General features: G+C 51.7%; 15 protein-coding genes and 1 pseudogene. 3 read left to right on the plus strand and 13 right to left on the minus strand.

The annotated features are described in order from the left end of the window. Positions 1 to 21: 21 nt before the first annotated feature. The gene (locus tag ACO0K9_RS11550; protein WP_422984936.1) at positions 22 to 177 is read right to left on the minus strand and encodes a DUF3096 domain-containing protein; all 156 of its coding nucleotides are present in this window, start codon (positions 175 to 177) and stop codon (positions 22 to 24) included. On the opposite strand from ACO0K9_RS11550, the gene ACO0K9_RS11555 reads away from it, so the two are divergent. Continuing rightward, positions 176 to 421, plus strand: coding sequence for a hypothetical protein (locus tag ACO0K9_RS11555; RefSeq protein ID WP_422984938.1), 246 nt, complete (start codon positions 176 to 178; stop codon positions 419 to 421). The two genes, ACO0K9_RS11550 and ACO0K9_RS11555, sit on opposite strands and share 2 nt — an antisense overlap. On the opposite strand, the gene ACO0K9_RS11560 is transcribed toward ACO0K9_RS11555, so the two are convergent. The 6 genes from ACO0K9_RS11560 to ACO0K9_RS11585 all read right to left on the minus strand — a co-directional run bounded on the left by ACO0K9_RS11560 (position 415) and on the right by ACO0K9_RS11585 (position 8,379). Next, complete coding sequence (locus ACO0K9_RS11560) at positions 415 to 1,683, minus strand: SGNH/GDSL hydrolase family protein (RefSeq protein ID WP_422984940.1); 1,269 nt, start codon at positions 1,681 to 1,683, stop codon at positions 415 to 417. The genes ACO0K9_RS11555 and ACO0K9_RS11560 overlap by 7 nt on opposite strands. 37 nt (positions 1,684 to 1,720) lie before the next feature. Continuing rightward, a complete protein-coding gene (locus tag ACO0K9_RS11565; protein WP_422984942.1) occupies positions 1,721 to 3,016 on the minus strand; it encodes a glucarate dehydratase family protein in 1,296 nt (431 codons plus the stop codon). A 97-nt stretch (positions 3,017 to 3,113) separates the two neighbouring features. Next, positions 3,114 to 6,002 (minus strand): glycosyl hydrolase 115 family protein, encoded by a 2,889-nt coding sequence (locus tag ACO0K9_RS11570; protein ID WP_422984944.1) that lies wholly within the window; start codon positions 6,000 to 6,002, stop codon positions 3,114 to 3,116. Positions 6,003 to 6,660: 658 nt separating this feature from the next. Then, entirely contained in the window at positions 6,661 to 7,062 is a 402-nt protein-coding gene (locus tag ACO0K9_RS11575) for a hypothetical protein (protein ID WP_422984946.1), read from the minus strand. 180 nt (positions 7,063 to 7,242) lie between these two features. Continuing rightward, positions 7,243 to 7,968, minus strand: coding sequence for a bifunctional 2-polyprenyl-6-hydroxyphenol methylase/3-demethylubiquinol 3-O-methyltransferase UbiG (gene ubiG / locus ACO0K9_RS11580; protein ID WP_422984948.1), 726 nt, complete (start codon positions 7,966 to 7,968; stop codon positions 7,243 to 7,245). Positions 7,969 to 8,001: 33 nt separating this feature from the next. Then, positions 8,002 to 8,379, minus strand: a complete 378-nt coding sequence (locus ACO0K9_RS11585; RefSeq protein WP_422984950.1) for a thiol-disulfide oxidoreductase DCC family protein — start codon at positions 8,377 to 8,379, stop codon at positions 8,002 to 8,004. A gap of 131 nt (positions 8,380 to 8,510) precedes the next feature. Here ACO0K9_RS11585 and ACO0K9_RS11590 point away from each other — a divergent pair, with 131 nt between their 5' ends. Continuing rightward, positions 8,511 to 8,831, plus strand: a complete 321-nt coding sequence (locus ACO0K9_RS11590; protein ID WP_422984952.1) for a metalloregulator ArsR/SmtB family transcription factor — start codon at positions 8,511 to 8,513, stop codon at positions 8,829 to 8,831. 187 nt (positions 8,832 to 9,018) lie between these two features. Further along, positions 9,019 to 9,732, plus strand: coding sequence for an FRG domain-containing protein (locus tag ACO0K9_RS11595; protein WP_422984954.1), 714 nt, complete (start codon positions 9,019 to 9,021; stop codon positions 9,730 to 9,732). A gap of 51 nt (positions 9,733 to 9,783) precedes the next feature. Here ACO0K9_RS11595 and ACO0K9_RS11600 read toward each other — a convergent pair. From ACO0K9_RS11600 to ACO0K9_RS11625, 6 genes and pseudogenes are all read right to left on the minus strand, one after another. Continuing rightward, positions 9,784 to 9,995: pseudogene (locus ACO0K9_RS11600) on the minus strand (galactose-1-epimerase); the annotation flags it as partial. 15 nt (positions 9,996 to 10,010) lie between these two features. Continuing rightward, positions 10,011 to 10,451 carry a hypothetical protein gene (locus ACO0K9_RS11605; protein ID WP_422984956.1) on the minus strand — a complete coding sequence of 147 codons (441 nt, stop codon included), beginning with the start codon at positions 10,449 to 10,451 and terminating at the stop codon, positions 10,011 to 10,013. A 216-nt stretch (positions 10,452 to 10,667) separates the two neighbouring features. Next, positions 10,668 to 11,204 carry a demethoxyubiquinone hydroxylase family protein gene (locus ACO0K9_RS11610; RefSeq protein ID WP_422984958.1) on the minus strand — a complete coding sequence of 179 codons (537 nt, stop codon included), beginning with the start codon at positions 11,202 to 11,204 and terminating at the stop codon, positions 10,668 to 10,670. 244 nt (positions 11,205 to 11,448) lie between these two features. Beyond that, entirely contained in the window at positions 11,449 to 12,498 is a 1,050-nt protein-coding gene (locus ACO0K9_RS11615) for an aldose epimerase family protein (RefSeq protein WP_422984960.1), read from the minus strand. Beyond that, a complete protein-coding gene (locus ACO0K9_RS11620; protein WP_422984962.1) occupies positions 12,488 to 13,735 on the minus strand; it encodes a XylR family transcriptional regulator in 1,248 nt (415 codons plus the stop codon). Before ACO0K9_RS11620 ends, ACO0K9_RS11615 begins: the two co-directional genes overlap by 11 nt. Before the next feature lie 189 nt (positions 13,736 to 13,924). Next, positions 13,925 to 16,342, minus strand: coding sequence for a glycoside hydrolase family 3 N-terminal domain-containing protein (locus ACO0K9_RS11625; protein ID WP_422984964.1), 2,418 nt, complete (start codon positions 16,340 to 16,342; stop codon positions 13,925 to 13,927). Between the last annotated feature and the right edge of the window lie 59 nt (positions 16,343 to 16,401).

The following is a 16,401-nucleotide window of genomic DNA, read 5'->3' on the forward strand; positions in this document are numbered from 1 at the left end:
ACTATTCCACCCCTGTGTTCATCAAAAAATACTGAAACGCCCCAGACCCAGTATGCCAACCAGGCCCACCACGATCAGGTACAAAGCCACAATAAAACTCACCAGCTTGGGTTTAACCAGGATACAGAGACCAGCTACCAGAGCCAGGACAGGCATGAGGGAAAGATGAATATTCATGAATAATCAGTCAAAAAAAATAAAGAAAAGTGATGGGCTGAATGTGGGATTCAACGTGGGGCTCTATAGCCACCCGTCCATGTTAACGCGACTTGATTATTTTTGCTTAAAAACTTGCTTGGCATCCATCAACAGCTTCTTCAGGATGGCAGAATCAAACCAGCGCAGCACAACTGAGAAGCTTTCGGTTGTGCCGCGCAGGTTTGACCAGATGGATAAGATGCCAGACAGCCGGGCTTATTGACGAATCACACACTTCTGCAATGCCGGCAAGGGAATGGCATTGACCATGGCACGAAAGCCTGCTGTAGACGGATGCAGGAAATCGCCCGTGTCATACTCCTTGCGCATGCGTTCTACCTGTGCCGGGTCGCGGATGGCGGCATCGAAATCCGCCACGGCATCAAACACCCCGGACGTACGTATCCAGCTATTGATGGCCTGGCGGTCTTCTTCGTTGGAGGCATTCGGGCGGTAATAATCGCTGCCCATATACGGCGTAATGGTAGCACCGATGACACAGATGCCGTGTGCATGAGCACGTTCCACCATTTGAATATGGGCGGTCAGCAAGTCTTCGATGATTTTTTTGCGTGCTTCCGGTACATCATCGCCATTACGGTGCTGGCCACCCAGATCATTGACACCTATCATGACGATGGCATGCGTGACGCCGCTGCGAGCAATCACGTCGCGTTCAAAACGGGATGCCAGATTGGGGCCGGTGCCGTCGCGCAGCATGCGCCCACCGCCGATGCCGGCATTGATCACGCCCATGGCAGGCGCGCCTTCTTTTATCAGACGGGCAGACAACTGGTCGGGCCAGCGATCATTGCCATCGGTGGTGGAGCCAGCACCATCCGTAATCGAATCGCCTATCGCCACCACGGCACCGACACTGCGCGGTGCCTGCACTTCGACATCGGCGATCTGATACCAGTGCACGACCTTGCCGGCATCAGTCCAGGCGGATTCAAGGATACGGTTACCCTTGATATAAAAACTGTTGGTGCGTGAACCGGGGTGGCTGGTCTGGCGCACAGGCTCGCCCTTGAAATACATGGAAATAGCCAGGTCAGATGCAGCGGCATGCGGCAAGTTCACCGGGTCACTATAGTATTCGGCACCGGCCGGTATCATGACGCTGTTGCGACCGGCAAACTTCAATTGTTGAAGGCTGGCAGCCTCTACATCGGTCTTGCCTGCGGCAACGGCGCGGGCCAGGCTGGCAGCTTCGATAAACAGCGGTGTCGTGCCATACACATTAGTGAAGCGCACACGCACGCGGCTACCGCCCAGCGTGACACGCACAATCTGGCGCAGGCTGGATTCGCGCCACCGTTCGGCGGGCAGCATATTGTCTTGTTCCGGCACTTGCTGGGCCGTACCCCAGGATGCCACCCAGTGCACATCTGCCGCCGCTGCGCTGCAGGAAATGGCCGTGACAGCCAGGGGCAAGGCGATTGCCAGCAGCGAGGCTGACCATAATTTTTTTGCTAGTCTCATGTATTCTCTCTTTTTTATTGGCACTACCGATGCGGCATCAAAACCGTGGACAGACGCCTTTGAAATCCGGATCATATTTGCGCATCTGCCCCAGGTCGTCACGATTGCGTATGCCGCATTCCAGATATTGCTGATGCAGTACCGCCAGTTTGACCTGGTCAATTTCCACGCCCAGGCCAGGAGTGGTCGGCACCGGCACCGCACCATCGACAAAGCGCACTCGCCCGCCCTTGATGACATCTTCTTCCTGCCACGGGTAATGGGTATCGCACGCATAGGTCAGGCCAGGGATGACGGCTGCCACATGGGTCATGGCCATCAGGCTGATGCCAAGGTGGGAATTGGAATGCATGGACATGCCCATGCCAAACACCTCGCACATGCGCGCCAGCGACACGGTGGCCCGCAGGCCGCCCCAGTAATGGTGGTCGGACAGCAGGATTTCGACTGCATGGGTTGAGGCATTGCGCTTGAACTCTTCCATGGTCGTGACCACCATATTGGTGGCCAGCGGCGCATCGCAATGCCTTGCCAGTTCGGCCATGCCGATTTGACCTGGCGTCGGGTCTTCATAATATTCCAGCAGGTCGTCGAGTTCTTTGGCCGCCGCGATACTGGTTTCCAGCGACCAGTTGGCGTTCGGGTCCAGGCGCAATGGCAGTGCCGGGAAAGCGTCCCGCAATGCCTTGATGGCAGCGATTTCTTGTGCCGGTTCCATCACGCCACCTTTCAGCTTGATGCTTTTAAAGCCGTATTGCGCGATCATGGTCTGCGCCTGCCGGACAATCTGCGCCGGCGTCAACGCTTCGCCCCAGGCATCGGCCGGATAGGGGTTGTCTACGTGTTTGGCATATTTGTAGAACAGATAGGCGCTGTAAGGCACAGCATCGCGCACAGTGCCGCCCAGCAGGTCACAAACCGGCAAACCCAGAATCTGCCCCTGCAAATCCAGCATGGCCACTTCCAGCGCGCTGATGACCTTGTCGGCATTCTTGTTGGTATGCGAGCCTGGTGCCAGTTCTATCTGCACCCCCGCCCCACCGCCGGTGGACAGGATGTTCTTGCGCACGCGCTGTTCCATGGCATTCAGGTCAAACGGGGTCAGGTCTGCCAGCAAGGTTTTGGCTTGTTCCAGCACTTTCAGCATGGGTTGGTCGCCATAGGTTTCGGCAATACCAACGCGACCATCGGCAGTTTCAATTTCTATAATGCTGCGCAATGCCCATGGTTCATGAATGCCGCTGGCATTGAGCAAAGGCGGGTCGCGAAACGCGATAGGTGTCACACGCACCTGGCGTATCATCATTGTGGCATTACGAATAGATTGATTCATTATTTTACCCATGCATAAAAATGGTTTTCAAGTAATCCTGCAATAAGCTCTTGGCGCTTATTTTTTGTGCTTTTTTTTGGTGCTTATTTCTTCGCACTTATTTCCTGACGCTCTCTTGCGGCCCCAGGTAGCTGGCAAACAAGCCGCCGGTATTCACGACTATGCGTTCCAGCGTGACACCTGCGTCTATGCTGTAAATACGTATGCGATGCGCGCCAGCCTTGGCGATGTGGTGGCGGCTGCTAATTTTACGCATCTCATCCTTCACCGACTCTTCCCAGGCCTTTAAACTCATGTCTTTGACTATATTGAAAACCTGTGGTTTTTCATCATCAACGGCGATGGCAAAGCGCAGGCCTGGCCCTTCGGCAAAGGGCAGCGTAGGGGCAAAAATCGTGTCGATGCTGACATCACCGGTCGAATACAGATAAGCCGTGTATTCCAGATAAGGGGCCTGGGTCAGGTCAGTAAAATGCCTGTCGTTGCGTGGGAATACCGCCATGGAAGACAAGTTCCGCCCGTGTTCCGGGATTTTTTGCCAGGAAAACTGGCCCGCGTTCCTGCTATTGTTATAGTGTTCTGCCTCTATCGTCACATTGCCGTCTGACTCGACAAAGCCTTTGAAATCTTCTGGCAGTGGCGCGACATTCAGGGCCGATACTTTAATGCTGGCACCACCCCAGCCTGTGCCTTTGATGTCAATCACGCCTTCAGCCTTGCCTGTGGGTAGCTTGCTCCAGTCTATCGACACCTTGATGCTTTGGCTGCCGACCACCTGGCCGCTGCTATCGCTAAGGCTGATCCAGGGTGCGCTGGCCTTGGCGGTGAACTTGAATGCCTTGGTCCCTTTATTAAAAACAGTGATGGTGCGCTGCTGCTTTCCAAAAGGATCAAAGCGTGCCAGTTGGTAATTGCCCTGGTGCGGCCAGACGGAGGCAGCATTCTGTGGCCAGGCAGGCTCAATGTCTTCCACCGCCACGCCCATATCCGCACCATTGTGTGGCTGCAAGTCATACAGCAAGGGCATGGTGTTGGCGGCGGGCTGGTCCCAGTGGATATAGCCGATATGGGTCTGGTCCATGAAGTGCTGCCACTTGCCCCGGCTGAGTTCGGTGTCGTACTGGCGCTGCAAATCGGCGTCAGCTTTAAACAGGGCGCGCGCCTGTTCTGCATAATCGTTGGCATTGGCCCGGCCCTGTCTGGCATACAGGCGGTTCTTGCCCACCATGTTGTACATCTCGGTGACGATGGCACTGGCTTTGACCGGGTGCAGCACCAACTGGAAAAACGCATCCTTGTAGTCTGCCGGCATCTTTGCGTACAGTGCTTCTGCCTTGTTGCGTAAATCCTTAATCTCTGCCGTCACGCGGTCAGCTTCATCGTAATGCAACTGGCTGTAGGTGGTGGCATCTTGCAGCTCTGGCTTGCGGCGATAATTATGGCGGGAATAGCCGGTCATCAGAGCGGCGATTTCTTCGGCATGTTCTGCGCCAAATTCACGTTCTGCCCATAGCTTGCCGAATTCTGGCAGGCGTTCTTTCGGCCATTTTTCCGGGTTCCAGGCCATGCGCAAGAAAAACTCTATGGGGTATTCCATAGGTTTCAAATCGCCGACATTAACTATCCATACCTGCCTGGCATCAAAGTTATAGGCCAGATCCATTTGTTCCCATACCTTGGCAATGGAATTGGTATTGATCCAGCGGTAAGAACGTGGCCCGCCTACATAATCAAAGTGGTAGTAGACACCGGCACCGCCAGCGCGCTTGCGTTCTTCCGGCTTGGGCAGGCGACGGATATTGCCCCAGTTATCATCGCACCACAGCAAGGTCACATCGTCCGGCACACGCATACCTTTTTCATAGTAAGCCTGCACTTCTTTATACAGCGCCCAGACCTGCGGCACTTCTGCGGCTGGTTTGGCGTGTACCTTGCTGATGATTTGGCGCTGGTCCTTGACGATGTTTTCCAGCAGCGAGATATTTTCGCTTTCTGACATCGGTTCATCGCCATCACCACGCATGCCGACGGTGATCAGGCTTTCCTGGTTCTTGTTGCGGGTAACGCCACCTTCCCAGAAAGGATAGAGTTTGGCTTTATTGCTCTGGTAATCCCACTTGCCATTTTCTGCCGTCCATTCCTTATGGGCACGCATCATGGGTTCGTGATGCGAGGTACCCATGATGATGCCGACTTCATCCGCCAAAAAGCGATTCTGTTCATCATCGACATTAAAGGCATTGTTCCACATGGCTGGCCACAGATAATTGGCCTTCAGGCGCAACAGCAATTCAAACACCTTGCCATAAAACTGCTGATTGTAATTGCCGTAATTCTTGGCGACCCAGTTGCTCAATGCCGGGGCTTCATCATTCAAAAAAATACCGCGATATTTAATCTTGGGAATTTCCTGCACCAGGGTGTTCTTCTGGACGGCGATGCTGCTCTTCTTTTTCAAAGGCACATCTGCCCACCAATACCAGGGTGACACGCCTATCTGTTCAGACAGGTCATACACACCATATACGCCACCACGTTTATTGCTGCCGATAATCACCAGCGCCTGCGCCACATCCGGCAGCGGATTTTGTACCGTCACCAGTTGATAGGCATCCCATTGATTCACAATGCCGCTGACATCAATCTTGTGCGCCGCAATCAGTTGATCAACCAGCTTGCTTTGGCCTATGGTGCCGACGATGACAGCCTGCCCCTTCAAGGCCAGCGCATCATTGGTAATGACAGGCTTTTTGCCGCTAATGCTTTCTATGTCTTTTTGCAGATTGCCGACTGCCCTTTGAACGCTCGCAAAATCCCCCTTGTCAACATACAGGCTGGCCGCGCTGTTGGCATCAACCAGCACCAGGTCACCCGCTTGCGCCGTTGGATTGATATAGCTTTTTTCACCCAGGGCAAAACAGCTATTGCAGGCCAGCATAAAAAAAGCGGCTGCAGCAAACACCAGCCTTGATATTTTTTTGTTCATATCGGTTTTAGTCCATGTTCATCTGCATGAAAATCGGCGCGAAAAATGCTGCACAAAGCAGCCATATCACTGGCACCCAGCTAGGTAAATTGAGTTTTGAAAGCAGATGAAATGAACACAAACCGGCAAGCTGACCCCGTGGCGGCATGCCTTGTCGTTCATTTTTGGCAATTTTGTCTCAATTTTATTTTAATTTTTCGCTACAAACCACAGCGGCTATCCGTTGTAACAGACTATACGGCAAGTCTGCCTACCAACGAATGCCATGAATTTGTGCAGGATAAAGAATGCCCTCAGTCGCGCTGTTAGGCAATTATGAAACTCACCAATCATGGGCATGATTACGCGCAGCAACTACCGAAGCCACCAGGTTGATGGGGTGGATGGCAGGCTCAGCTAAGGCATGGTGGAGAAATGGGTGGCATTGTGTGGAGAAAAACCGTTCCAAGCTCCATCCCCTTCAAGGAGATGATGTCGGGGTTTCACGAAGCGTGCCTTGTACAGACAGAATCCAGGCAGTGGGCAGCTTGGGATGTACCGTTAATTGACCGAAACCCATCCCCACCCTAACCCTCCCCCTTGAAAGGGAGGGGATCTATCAGTCATTTTCTGTCAAGCACATTATTCCGGACAACAGTGGAACGGCGTAGCGGCCTGCCTATTTTGCCGGAAGAATACCAACCAATATCTGACGCACCGCACCATGGGCCATCACCACGTCAGGCGAATCATGCAGCAGCGCGTTGTACCTGGCACGAAATTCCATATCGCCCTTTTCATTCGGGCCTATCAGCTCTTCTATGGCGGTACGAAATGCAAAGGCTTCGGCCACGCTGATGTCTTTTGCGTCGTCAATACGTTCATCCATCTCCGTCATCAGGCTGGACAATTTCTGTATCCAGGCAAAATGCGGGTGATTCACCACCAGATGCAAATGCTCCAGCGGGCTACCCACCGCACCAAAATATTGCGTTTCGACGTCAATCAAACGCTTATGCAAATCACGCAGCGCCCGGCCCAGGCCGGTCAGTTGCGTGCGTTGAGACAGTTCCGAATTCATTGCGGGTATCCTTTCAAGTAGGAAGCCATGGCTATCAAGCAGTCACCATCACCTCATGAAGAATATGCTGCCACTTGGCATCAAATCAACCCTGCACACGATGTGGATTTTCTCGCATTTTGCTGGACTTTGCTGAGTCATGCCTGTACGTGTTGCATAACTATTCACGCTTGCTCAATTTCATAGTTTCTGTTGTTTTTGCATGGCCAGCAAGTAGCCTATACCCATAAAACCATGTAGACGGAAGCCTTGAGTTAAGGGATTGTAGCCCAGACCGCGTTTGTCTTGCAGCACCAGGCCAGCGCCATTTGCCATGGACAGCAACTCTGCCGGTTTGATAAAGCGCCCATATTGATGTGTGCCTTGCGGCAGGATGCGCATGATGTATTCAACCGCCACAATAGCCAATGCGTAGCTCAGCAGATTGCGATTAATGGTGGAAAAGAATACCCAACCGCCTGGCTTGACCATGTCTGCACATGCCTGAATGACGGCTGCTGGAGATGGCACGTGCTCCAGCATTTCCATGCAGGTGACGACATCATATTGTCCTGCATGCTGCTGCGCCCAGGTTTCTGCACTACTTTTGGCGTAGTACACATCCACACCCTGGGCTTGGGCATGCCATTGAGCGATCTGCAAAGGCTTGTCGGCCAGGTCTATGCCTGTCACCTTCGCTCCTCTACGCGCCATGGATTCCGCTAATATGCCACCGCCGCAGCCCACGTCCAGCGCCTGCTTTCCGGCAAGCGACACCAGGCTATCTATCCACTCCAACCTGTGCGGATTAATTCTGTGCAAGGGCTTGAACTCTGAATGTTCATCCCACCAGCGATTGGCCAACTTATTGAAGCGGGCCAGTTCGGCTGGATCGGCATTATTTTCTGAGGTTTGTTTAGCGTTCACGGTGTTCTCGATGATGAAATGATTTCTGCTGGTTTACCAGTGACCACGCCTGCGATTCCAGCGGTACAGGTATTTGGCAATGAGGTTATACAATGGGCGGCTTAGAAAACTCATCCGTAACGTCAACCAGGCCAGCCAGCGTCGGCCTTTTGTCTTTGACCACAGGACTGCCAATGCCTGCTCACCAACCAGGATGTCACCGTTGGCATGCCGAACATGCAAACGCTCACGAACGGCTTCCAGTTCACCGTTTATTTCAGCCACGGCATCAGGCTGGCTATGCACATCTACCCAATTGACATTGCATGCCTGCATGCGTTGACGCTGGTCACGGATGCCGGCGTCACATACTGGACAGGCACTGTTGTAGTACACCGTCGTAATGCCTGTCTGGCTTTTGTCAGATTCCATGATGTTCGATCTATCGTCAGAGTTCATGGGGCAAGAATATACCATATTTAGCTAAATGTCTAATTAACTAAATAACTTCAATGCAATGCTATAAAATGCTATGATGAATAATTAAGATTATTTAATTGCGTATGGAAAAAATTTTTGAAGCACTTGCATCAACGCCACGCCGGAAAATTCTGGCTTATTTATCGGAGACAGAATTGTCTGCTGGTGAAATTGCTGCGCGCTTTGAAATGACCAAACCATCCCTATCAAAGCATTTACGCATACTGGAATCAGCAGGTCTGATCGCCAGCGACAAACGCGGGCAATTTGTTTTCTACCGTCTGCAAGGCGACAACCTGGCAAACACCCTGGCCTCTTTTATGCAGGCAGTGTGTCCGATATCCAAAGGTCTGAAAAAAGAAAGCGAAGCGCTGGCTGTAAAAAAGTTAGGGAGAAATAAGTAGAATTAAAAAAAACCTATTCGCTATAATTGCATACAAATTTAAGGAAACTCTGATTAAGTACATTCCCCCCGCTGCAACCCGCTGCGCGGCAAGGATTGGCAGGGAATCCGCATGGTATCAAAGGTCATGCCGATTTCGCCTTTGACCCACTGTAACCCCAGATGAACCATTTATTAAAAGGTTAGAGATGAATGAGTGGATTGATTTATACAAAGAAATTTTGGAAAAGATCAGGGAATCTGGAGGAGATATTCTTTTCTTTCGAGGGCACTGTGACACAAATTGGAAACTGATGCCTACCTTAGGAAGATTCTCCAATCCAAATATCAGTCAGTTGGAGGAGGTCACATATTTCGATTTTCAAACCAGAGCTGGCTCATTGCTTTCAGAACATAATTCAAGCTGGAACAATGCTTTTGCAATGCAACATCACGGTCTTCCTACACGTTTACTAGATTGGTCAGAAAATTTTTCAACAGCCCTATATTTTGCATTGAAAAATGCCTCACAGGAGTGTTGCATTTGGATACTCAACCCTTTTGAATTGAATCGAGTGCAAAAAAATAACGCAGAACTGTTCAGGCCAACCGATCTTGAAGGAACATATGACGAATATTTCATTTCCAAAGAGAAGCATATGAATGAAAAGGTTCTTGCCATATCGCCATTAAGACATCATCCACGCGTTTTTAATCAACGTGCAGGTTTTACGATACATAACGAACTCAATGCCCCGCTTGAAGATATATTTCCTAAAGTCGTGAAAAAAATAGTGATCCCACGGAGTGCTCAAGAAGGTGCCAGTCAATTTTTAAAGCTTGCTGGAGTTTCGGAATTTACCTTATTCCCCGATCTCGATGGTTTAGCACGTGAATTGAATAGTGAGCATTTTTCAAGATAATTTACAAGGATAGGTAATTTCGATCATAGAAATCCTTATCGTTCAAGCTTATCAACTCTGCAAAGAAATCCTATACACCTGCCCGGGCCGCAAGATGACGGCTTCGGCATAGGGGCCGTTGATCTGGTTAGGGTAGGCTTGTGCTTCCAGGCAGAACCATCATGCCTTGCATAGTCGCGGGCGTCGCGGCCTGATATGCCATTCAGGAAATTCCCACTATAGAACTGCAAGCCAGCCTGATCGGTGTCGACAAAATGTTTGCGGCATAATACGTAATCTCATAGCCCATCTGGTAACATTTGCAGACCGATGTTCTTTACTACCCAGCTGGATTCATTTACTTCAGCCTCCGATGGTTCATCGACAGACGTGTGCGACGCGAGAACGAAGTCTTTCCCGTTGCTCAATACCCAGATTTGACACCAGGATATCCCCGAAAAACTTGCGAGAATGGATCCATATGTTCCAATGTTACATTGACCAGTCGAGCGGCCTCGTATTTGAACGTCTGCGTTCTTTTTCACGATACGTTCAGCGAAGGTCACGAGTTGCTCTGGTATGGGGTTTGGTATAGCGCCACCGCGATATTCCGCTTGGATGGAAATTTGTAGCGCACCAGGACTTTCAGAATCTTCTTTGATGAACGTAGCAGGACCATCTGCATTTTCACTCGAGTGATCGCCCCAGCCTGGCGGCAACTCAACAACTAATCGTAACATTCAGTCCCCTTTCGTTGCCGCATATTGTTGATTTTTGAAACCGGCGAGTTTCGAAAAAACCAAAAATAACTTAGCGATACTCATGATTCACCTTAACGAAGGTATATTCTAAAACGCTATGTAACACAGGCGTTTCTCAACGGTATCAACCAACCGATAACAGGGACATTGTTTATTGGCTGAAATACCTCGGGTGCTGCCAATACCAAATATTATTTATCGCATCCCAATTCTAATAACGCCTTCGGTAAATGTGCTAATCATGAAGCGAAACGGAATATAAAGAATATTGCTACCGCCTTCCGTGTGTCCAATATCGCGATGGTTCTTCTCGTCTTCTAAAATTGATTTCACTGCTTCGTAGGCATCCCAGTCCCGCCTCTGATTCAAATAGACTAGTTGCTCGTTCAAGTGATTTATCACGACTGATTCTACGGCCCAAGTACAAGCCATAATTCCCGTCTTACCAAACAAAGCGGAAATCAGTCCCATTGCCCAGCCGCCCAATCCACACAGCCAATAACTTTTACACTTAACACTATTTCTTTTTTGAATTTCAGTCCAAAAGGTATTTAGATGACGCTTCTCATCGGCCATGAAATTTTCAAGGATGGGAACATAACTACGTCCAAATAGCTTCGACACCAATATTTGTGATCGATAAATATTGATTGCGCCGAATTCGCCAGCGTGATTAACCTTTAAGATCTTACTCGCTGTATCAAGTGTCCCCGTGCATTCCTGATATTTCATCTATCGCGCTTCTTATAATGCTTTACCCAGCAGAATAGCAATTTACCTTGCCGTTTGCAAATGGCATCATCTGGCTGCTTATGAGCATTAAATCGAATATCAGGTAAGTGCCAAGTTCAGCCAATTCAACTTATCAATTTCAGGCCAATCCAACCAAGCCTTGTTTCAAGAAGGATATGCCACCGCTTGCCATCAAATCAACCCTGTACATGATGTGGGTTTTCGTCCCGCAATCAACCCAAACTCAACTCTGCAAAGAAACCCTATACACCGTCGTCTGCCGGTACACCTGTCCGGGCCGCAAGATGACGGCTTCGGCATAGGGGCCGTTGATCTGGTTAGGGTAGGCTTGTGCTTCCAGGCAAAAGCCATCATGTCTGGCATAGTCATGTGCATCGCGGCCAGCGACGCCGTTCAGGAAATTACCACTATAGAATTGTAGTCCGGCCTGGTCGGTGGCGACGGACAACTTGCGGCCTGAGCCTGGGTCGTACACACTGGCGACTTCGCGTAGTGGGCCTGGCCGGCCATTCAGTCCTTCTTGCACGCAATAGCAATGATTAAAACCGCCAGCTATCAAGATCTGTTGATCGGGCCAGTTCAGTCTGGGGCCTATGGGTGCCGGTTGACGAAAATCGAAGGCGCTGCCTGCTACCGAAGCCAGTTCGATGGGGATCGACGCCTCGTCGATTTTCAGATAATGCGATGCATCAATGCTGAGCAAATGGTCTTTGATGTCTGAGGTACCGGCGTTCAAATTGAAGTAAGGGTGCGATGTCAGGTTGATCGGTGTTGGTGCATCGGATTGTGCTTCATAGTCTATCGTCAGACGTCCTTCGTCATCAAGACGATATATCACCTGCACCTTGAGGTTGCCGGGAAAGCCGCCTTCACCATCCGGCGAAGTCAGCGACATGCGCAGGCTGCCTTCTTCTTCTGTTGCCAGCCAGCGTGCGGTGTGAAAGCCGGTGCTGCCGCCGTGCAGGTTATTGCCGCCGTCATTGCATTCCACGGCGTAGCTGCGGCCATCCAGCTTAAACTGCCCGGCAGCAATGCGATTGGCCCAGCGACCGATGATGGCACCAAAATAAAATGGATTTTCCACGTAGCTGCTGGCTTCGGCATAGGCCAGCAAGACATCGCCGACGCGTCCGTAACGGTCTGGTGCCAGCCAGGACACCAGCGATGCACCGCGATCGCTGATCATCAGTTGCATGTCACGCGCATTGCGCAGGGTGTAAATATTTTCATCTGCGGTTGTGGCCGTGCAGGATACTGTTTTTTTATTCGTCATCACTTTGCTCGGCAAGTTGAGTGTTGGGATGTGGCGGCGGCAAGCCTGCGGCATTGCCATCCGTCTGTAATACGCTTTCCTGATATTTGCGCGGGGTGCAGCCAAGTTCCCGTTTGAACACGGCATGCATGTACTGTATGGTGGTAAAGCCGCAACTGACAGCGACATCGGCAATACTGCTTTGCCCCAGTGTCAGCATGGTCTTGGCTGCTTCCAGCTTGAAATGCAGGATTTCATCATGGACACTGCGCCCCAGTTCCTGCCGAAAATACGATTCCAGCGACGAGCGGGAGATGCCGACATAATCAGCCACCTGTTCTGTCTTGATACCCTGGCACGCATACTGGCGGATGAAATGGCGCGCCTGCATCACGTGCGGATGCTTGGGTGTCTCATAGCGTGATGATGTCAGCACATTGATGCCGACCGGCGGCACCAGGATTCTGGTAGTGGACAGGCGTGCGCCGTTCAGCATCTGATGCAGCAAATGGGCCGCAGTACGTCCCATTTCTTCCGTCCCCTGCATGACCGAACTGAGTGGGATGCGGGTCAGCATGCGGGCCAGCGGATCATTGTCTATACCTATCAGGGCGACCTGCTCGGGCACGGCGATGCCGGCAATCAGGCAAGCCTGCAATAACTGCCGGGCGCGGGCATCGGTCACGGCAATGATGCCGACTGGCTTGGGCAAACCTTCCAGCCATTTGATCAGTTGTTCTACCGCCTCATCCCAGGAGGGTGCACTGGTGATCTGGCCACGATAAATTTCTGCCGTCAGGCGGTCGCGTTTCATCAACTGGCGGAAGGCGTTTTCGCGTTCTTGCGCCCAGCGGTTTTCTGGTGCTTCCGGCAGGCTAAAAAAAGCAAAGCGTGGCAAGCCAGCCTCAATCAAATGGTCATACGCCAGTTTGATGAGCTTGAAATTGTCAGTCGCCACATACGGCACGGCCTTGGGGTAATGCGCTTCGTTCTCGTACGATCCGCCGATGGCCACCACCGGTACGCGGCTATGCGACAGGGCCTCGCAGACCACAGGGTCATCAAAATCGGCGATGATGCCGTCGCCCTGCCAGCTTTCTATGCCATGCAGGCGGGCGCGGAAATCCTCTTCCAGAAACAGATCCCAGGATACCCGGGTCGAGCTTAGATAAGAGGCAACGCCAGCGATGATTTCCCTGTCATAAATTTTGTTTGCATTGAACAATAAAGCAATTCTATGCGAGTTAGGCATCTTCATATTCGGTCAACTCCTTGGGGGGATGGCTTGCTCACCATACTTTTTATATTGTACTGCCTTCCCTTTTTATTCCTTCCCATTTCGGGAAATCCAGGAAAATGCCCTTACAGGCACCGACAGTACCCCCCTATTCAAGATTGATCGTTGTGGCACAAAAGTAAACACGTTCTAAGGCAAACCAAGGCAAACCTAAGCAACCGTCAGCTTGACTGATTTCAGATCAGCGCTGCTGGAACCGGCATGAATAGTGAAGCTGCCCGGTTCCACCACGCGTTTCATGTCCATGTTATAGAACCACAGGTCCGACGGTTTGATATCAAAAGACAAAGTACGTTTTTCACCCGGATTCAAGCTGACCCGTTTAAATGCCTTCAATTCCAGCACCGGCCTGGTGACAGAGCTGAAATCATCGCGGATATAGATTTGCACGACCTCATCACCCTTGACGGCACCGGTATTGGTGACATCGACTTCCACTTTGGTGCTGTCGCCGACGCCCATCGTTGCCCTTGTCAGGCGTGGTTCTGAAATGCTGAACGAGGTATAGCTGAGGCCAAAGCCGAATGGATACAAGGGCTTGGTCGATGCATCCAGATAGCCGCGGCGGGCCGATGGCTTGTAGTTGTAATAAATCGGCAGTTGACCGACATTGCGGGCAATCGACACCGGCAATTTGCCACCAGGGTTGACGCGACCAAATAAAATATCTGCTGCTGCAAAGCCGGTTTCCTGCCCCATGTACCAGCCTTCGACCAGCGCATCTGCGCGTTCAGCCAGCAGATTGACAGATAGCGGACGACCATTCAGCAAGAACACGACGGTTGGTTTGCCCAGATCAAAAATCGCCTTGGCCAGGTCATTTTGCTGGCCCATCAAATCCAGGCTGGCGCGGTCACCCAGATGGTTATCGGCCCAGGCTTCACGGCTGGTTTGTTCATTGTCACCCAATACCATGATGATGGTATCGGCCAATTTGGCGGCTTCGACCGCTTCTGCAATCAGTTTGACATTCACTGCCGGTGGTGTGAATTTGACTTCATCATGTCCCCAGACATGGCCGCCTTCGGTAATGCGCACACCTTCGGCATAGCTGAGTTCAAAACCCTGGGCCCGGCTTTCGGCCTGCAAGCCTTCATAAATGGAAACCACATGGCGCGGGACATCCGAATACCCGCCGATAGGGCAATCCTTGGCGTGCGTACCCAGCAACAAGACTTTGCCGACCTTTTTGCCATTCAGCGGCAGCAGGCCCTTGTCATTTTTAAGCAGGACGACAGAACGGGTGGCCGCTTCACGCGCCAGTGCCACCGCATCTTGCGTGGCTGTCAGTTTATCGGCGATGCTGGCATCGACATACGGGTTTTCAAACAAGCCGGCTAGGAACTTGAGTTCCAATACGCGGCGCACGCAGCGATTGATTTCTTCTTCAGAAACGCGTTTTTCTTTGACCAGTTCTGCCAGGGTGCGGTAGCCCAGGCCATCCGGCGTTTCGATATCGACACCGGCCTTGATGGCGCGCAGCGCGGCTTCTTTGGGATTGGGCACCAGCTTATGCCTGGTCACCAGTTCATTGATGCCAAAGTAATCGGACACCAGTGCGCCTTTAAAGCCCCACTCTTCGCGCAAGACCTTGGTCAGCAACCAGCGATTGGCATGCGAGGGAACGCCGCCGATTTCATTGTAGGATGGCATGACGGCGCTGATATTGGTTTCCCGCACCAGTTTTTCAAAGGGCGGGAAAAATTCTTCGCGCAAGGTACGTTCACTGACCTCGGCCGGGCCGATGTTGGTACCGTTTTCTGGCTGACCGTGGCCTGTCATGTGCTTGAGCGTGGCAAATACCTTGTCTTTTGCCAGCTTTTTGTCTTTGCCCATGAAGCCGATCACTGCTGCCTTGCCCATCTCGCCACACAGGTGCGGGTCTTCGCCATAGGTTTCTTCTATGCGGCCCCAGCGCGGTTCACGTGCGACGTCGACCACGGGTGCCAGGGCAAAATTGGCACCGCGTGCACGCATCTCACGCGCAGCCACGCTGAATATTCTGGTTGCCATGTCCGGATCAAACGAGGATGCCAGTCCTATCGCCTGGGGGAAGCAGGTGGCGTCACGCGCCACATAGCCATGCAGGGCTTCTTCATGCATCAGCAGCGGGATGCCCAGGCGTGTTTGTTCGACTGCCCATTTTTGCACGGCATTGACATAGGTAGCCGTTTGAAAGGCATTGCGGTTTGACACTGAACCGTCATCGCCTGCACCGGTCGCCTTGGCGATGCCCTGATGGTCGGACGGGCGTGCCATCATACCCAAACCATTCGGATAGACTTTGGCTGCCTTGTCTACTGAAAAATCACCATTGGTTTCCTGTATCAGTTTTTTGTCTTGCCACACGCATTGCATCTGCATGATTTTTTCATCCAGGGTCATGCGGCCCAGCAAATCGTCTACCCGAGCGGCCAGCGGTGCTGCAGCGTCTTTATAAACCGCTTTGCCACCGGCTTTTGCGGCAGCGGCCCAGGCGAGGGACGGTGAAAGTAAAGAAGGTGACAGCACCGCCCAGCCAGCCAGACCGGATGCGGAGGACAAAAATTGCCTGCGTTGATTACTCATTGATGTGGTCTCCATATGCTATTTTTAGCATTTATTTTTTGAAATATCGGGTCATGACG

This window comes from Undibacterium sp. Ji50W, assembly GCF_049340445.1.
Lineage (GTDB): Bacteria > Pseudomonadota > Gammaproteobacteria > Burkholderiales > Burkholderiaceae_D > Undibacterium.

Excerpts from the sequence above, each read along its gene's own strand:
- ACO0K9_RS11575 (WP_422984946.1), bottom strand. The coding sequence starts at position 7,062 with ATGAATTCGGAACTGTCTCAACGCACGCAACTGACCGGCCTGGGCCGG.
- ACO0K9_RS11610 (WP_422984958.1), bottom strand. The coding sequence starts at position 11,204 with ATGAAATATCAGGAATGCACGGGGACACTTGATACAGCGAGTAAGATC.
- ACO0K9_RS11570 (WP_422984944.1), bottom strand. The coding sequence starts at position 6,002 with ATGAACAAAAAAATATCAAGGCTGGTGTTTGCTGCAGCCGCTTTTTTT.
- ACO0K9_RS11550 (WP_422984936.1), bottom strand. The coding sequence starts at position 177 with ATGAATATTCATCTTTCCCTCATGCCTGTCCTGGCTCTGGTAGCTGGT.
- ACO0K9_RS11555 (WP_422984938.1), top strand. The coding sequence starts at position 176 with ATGAATAATCAGTCAAAAAAAATAAAGAAAAGTGATGGGCTGAATGTG.
- ACO0K9_RS11615 (WP_422984960.1), bottom strand. The coding sequence starts at position 12,498 with ATGACGAATAAAAAAACAGTATCCTGCACGGCCACAACCGCAGATGAA.
- ACO0K9_RS11590 (WP_422984952.1), top strand. The coding sequence starts at position 8,511 with ATGGAAAAAATTTTTGAAGCACTTGCATCAACGCCACGCCGGAAAATT.
- ACO0K9_RS11560 (WP_422984940.1), bottom strand. The coding sequence starts at position 1,683 with ATGAGACTAGCAAAAAAATTATGGTCAGCCTCGCTGCTGGCAATCGCC.
- ACO0K9_RS11595 (WP_422984954.1), top strand. The coding sequence starts at position 9,019 with ATGAATGAGTGGATTGATTTATACAAAGAAATTTTGGAAAAGATCAGG.
- ACO0K9_RS11625 (WP_422984964.1), bottom strand. The coding sequence starts at position 16,342 with ATGAGTAATCAACGCAGGCAATTTTTGTCCTCCGCATCCGGTCTGGCT.
- ACO0K9_RS11585 (WP_422984950.1), bottom strand. The coding sequence starts at position 8,379 with ATGGAATCTGACAAAAGCCAGACAGGCATTACGACGGTGTACTACAAC.
- ACO0K9_RS11605 (WP_422984956.1), bottom strand. The coding sequence starts at position 10,451 with ATGTTACGATTAGTTGTTGAGTTGCCGCCAGGCTGGGGCGATCACTCG.
- ACO0K9_RS11565 (WP_422984942.1), bottom strand. The coding sequence starts at position 3,016 with ATGAATCAATCTATTCGTAATGCCACAATGATGATACGCCAGGTGCGT.
- ACO0K9_RS11620 (WP_422984962.1), bottom strand. The coding sequence starts at position 13,735 with ATGAAGATGCCTAACTCGCATAGAATTGCTTTATTGTTCAATGCAAAC.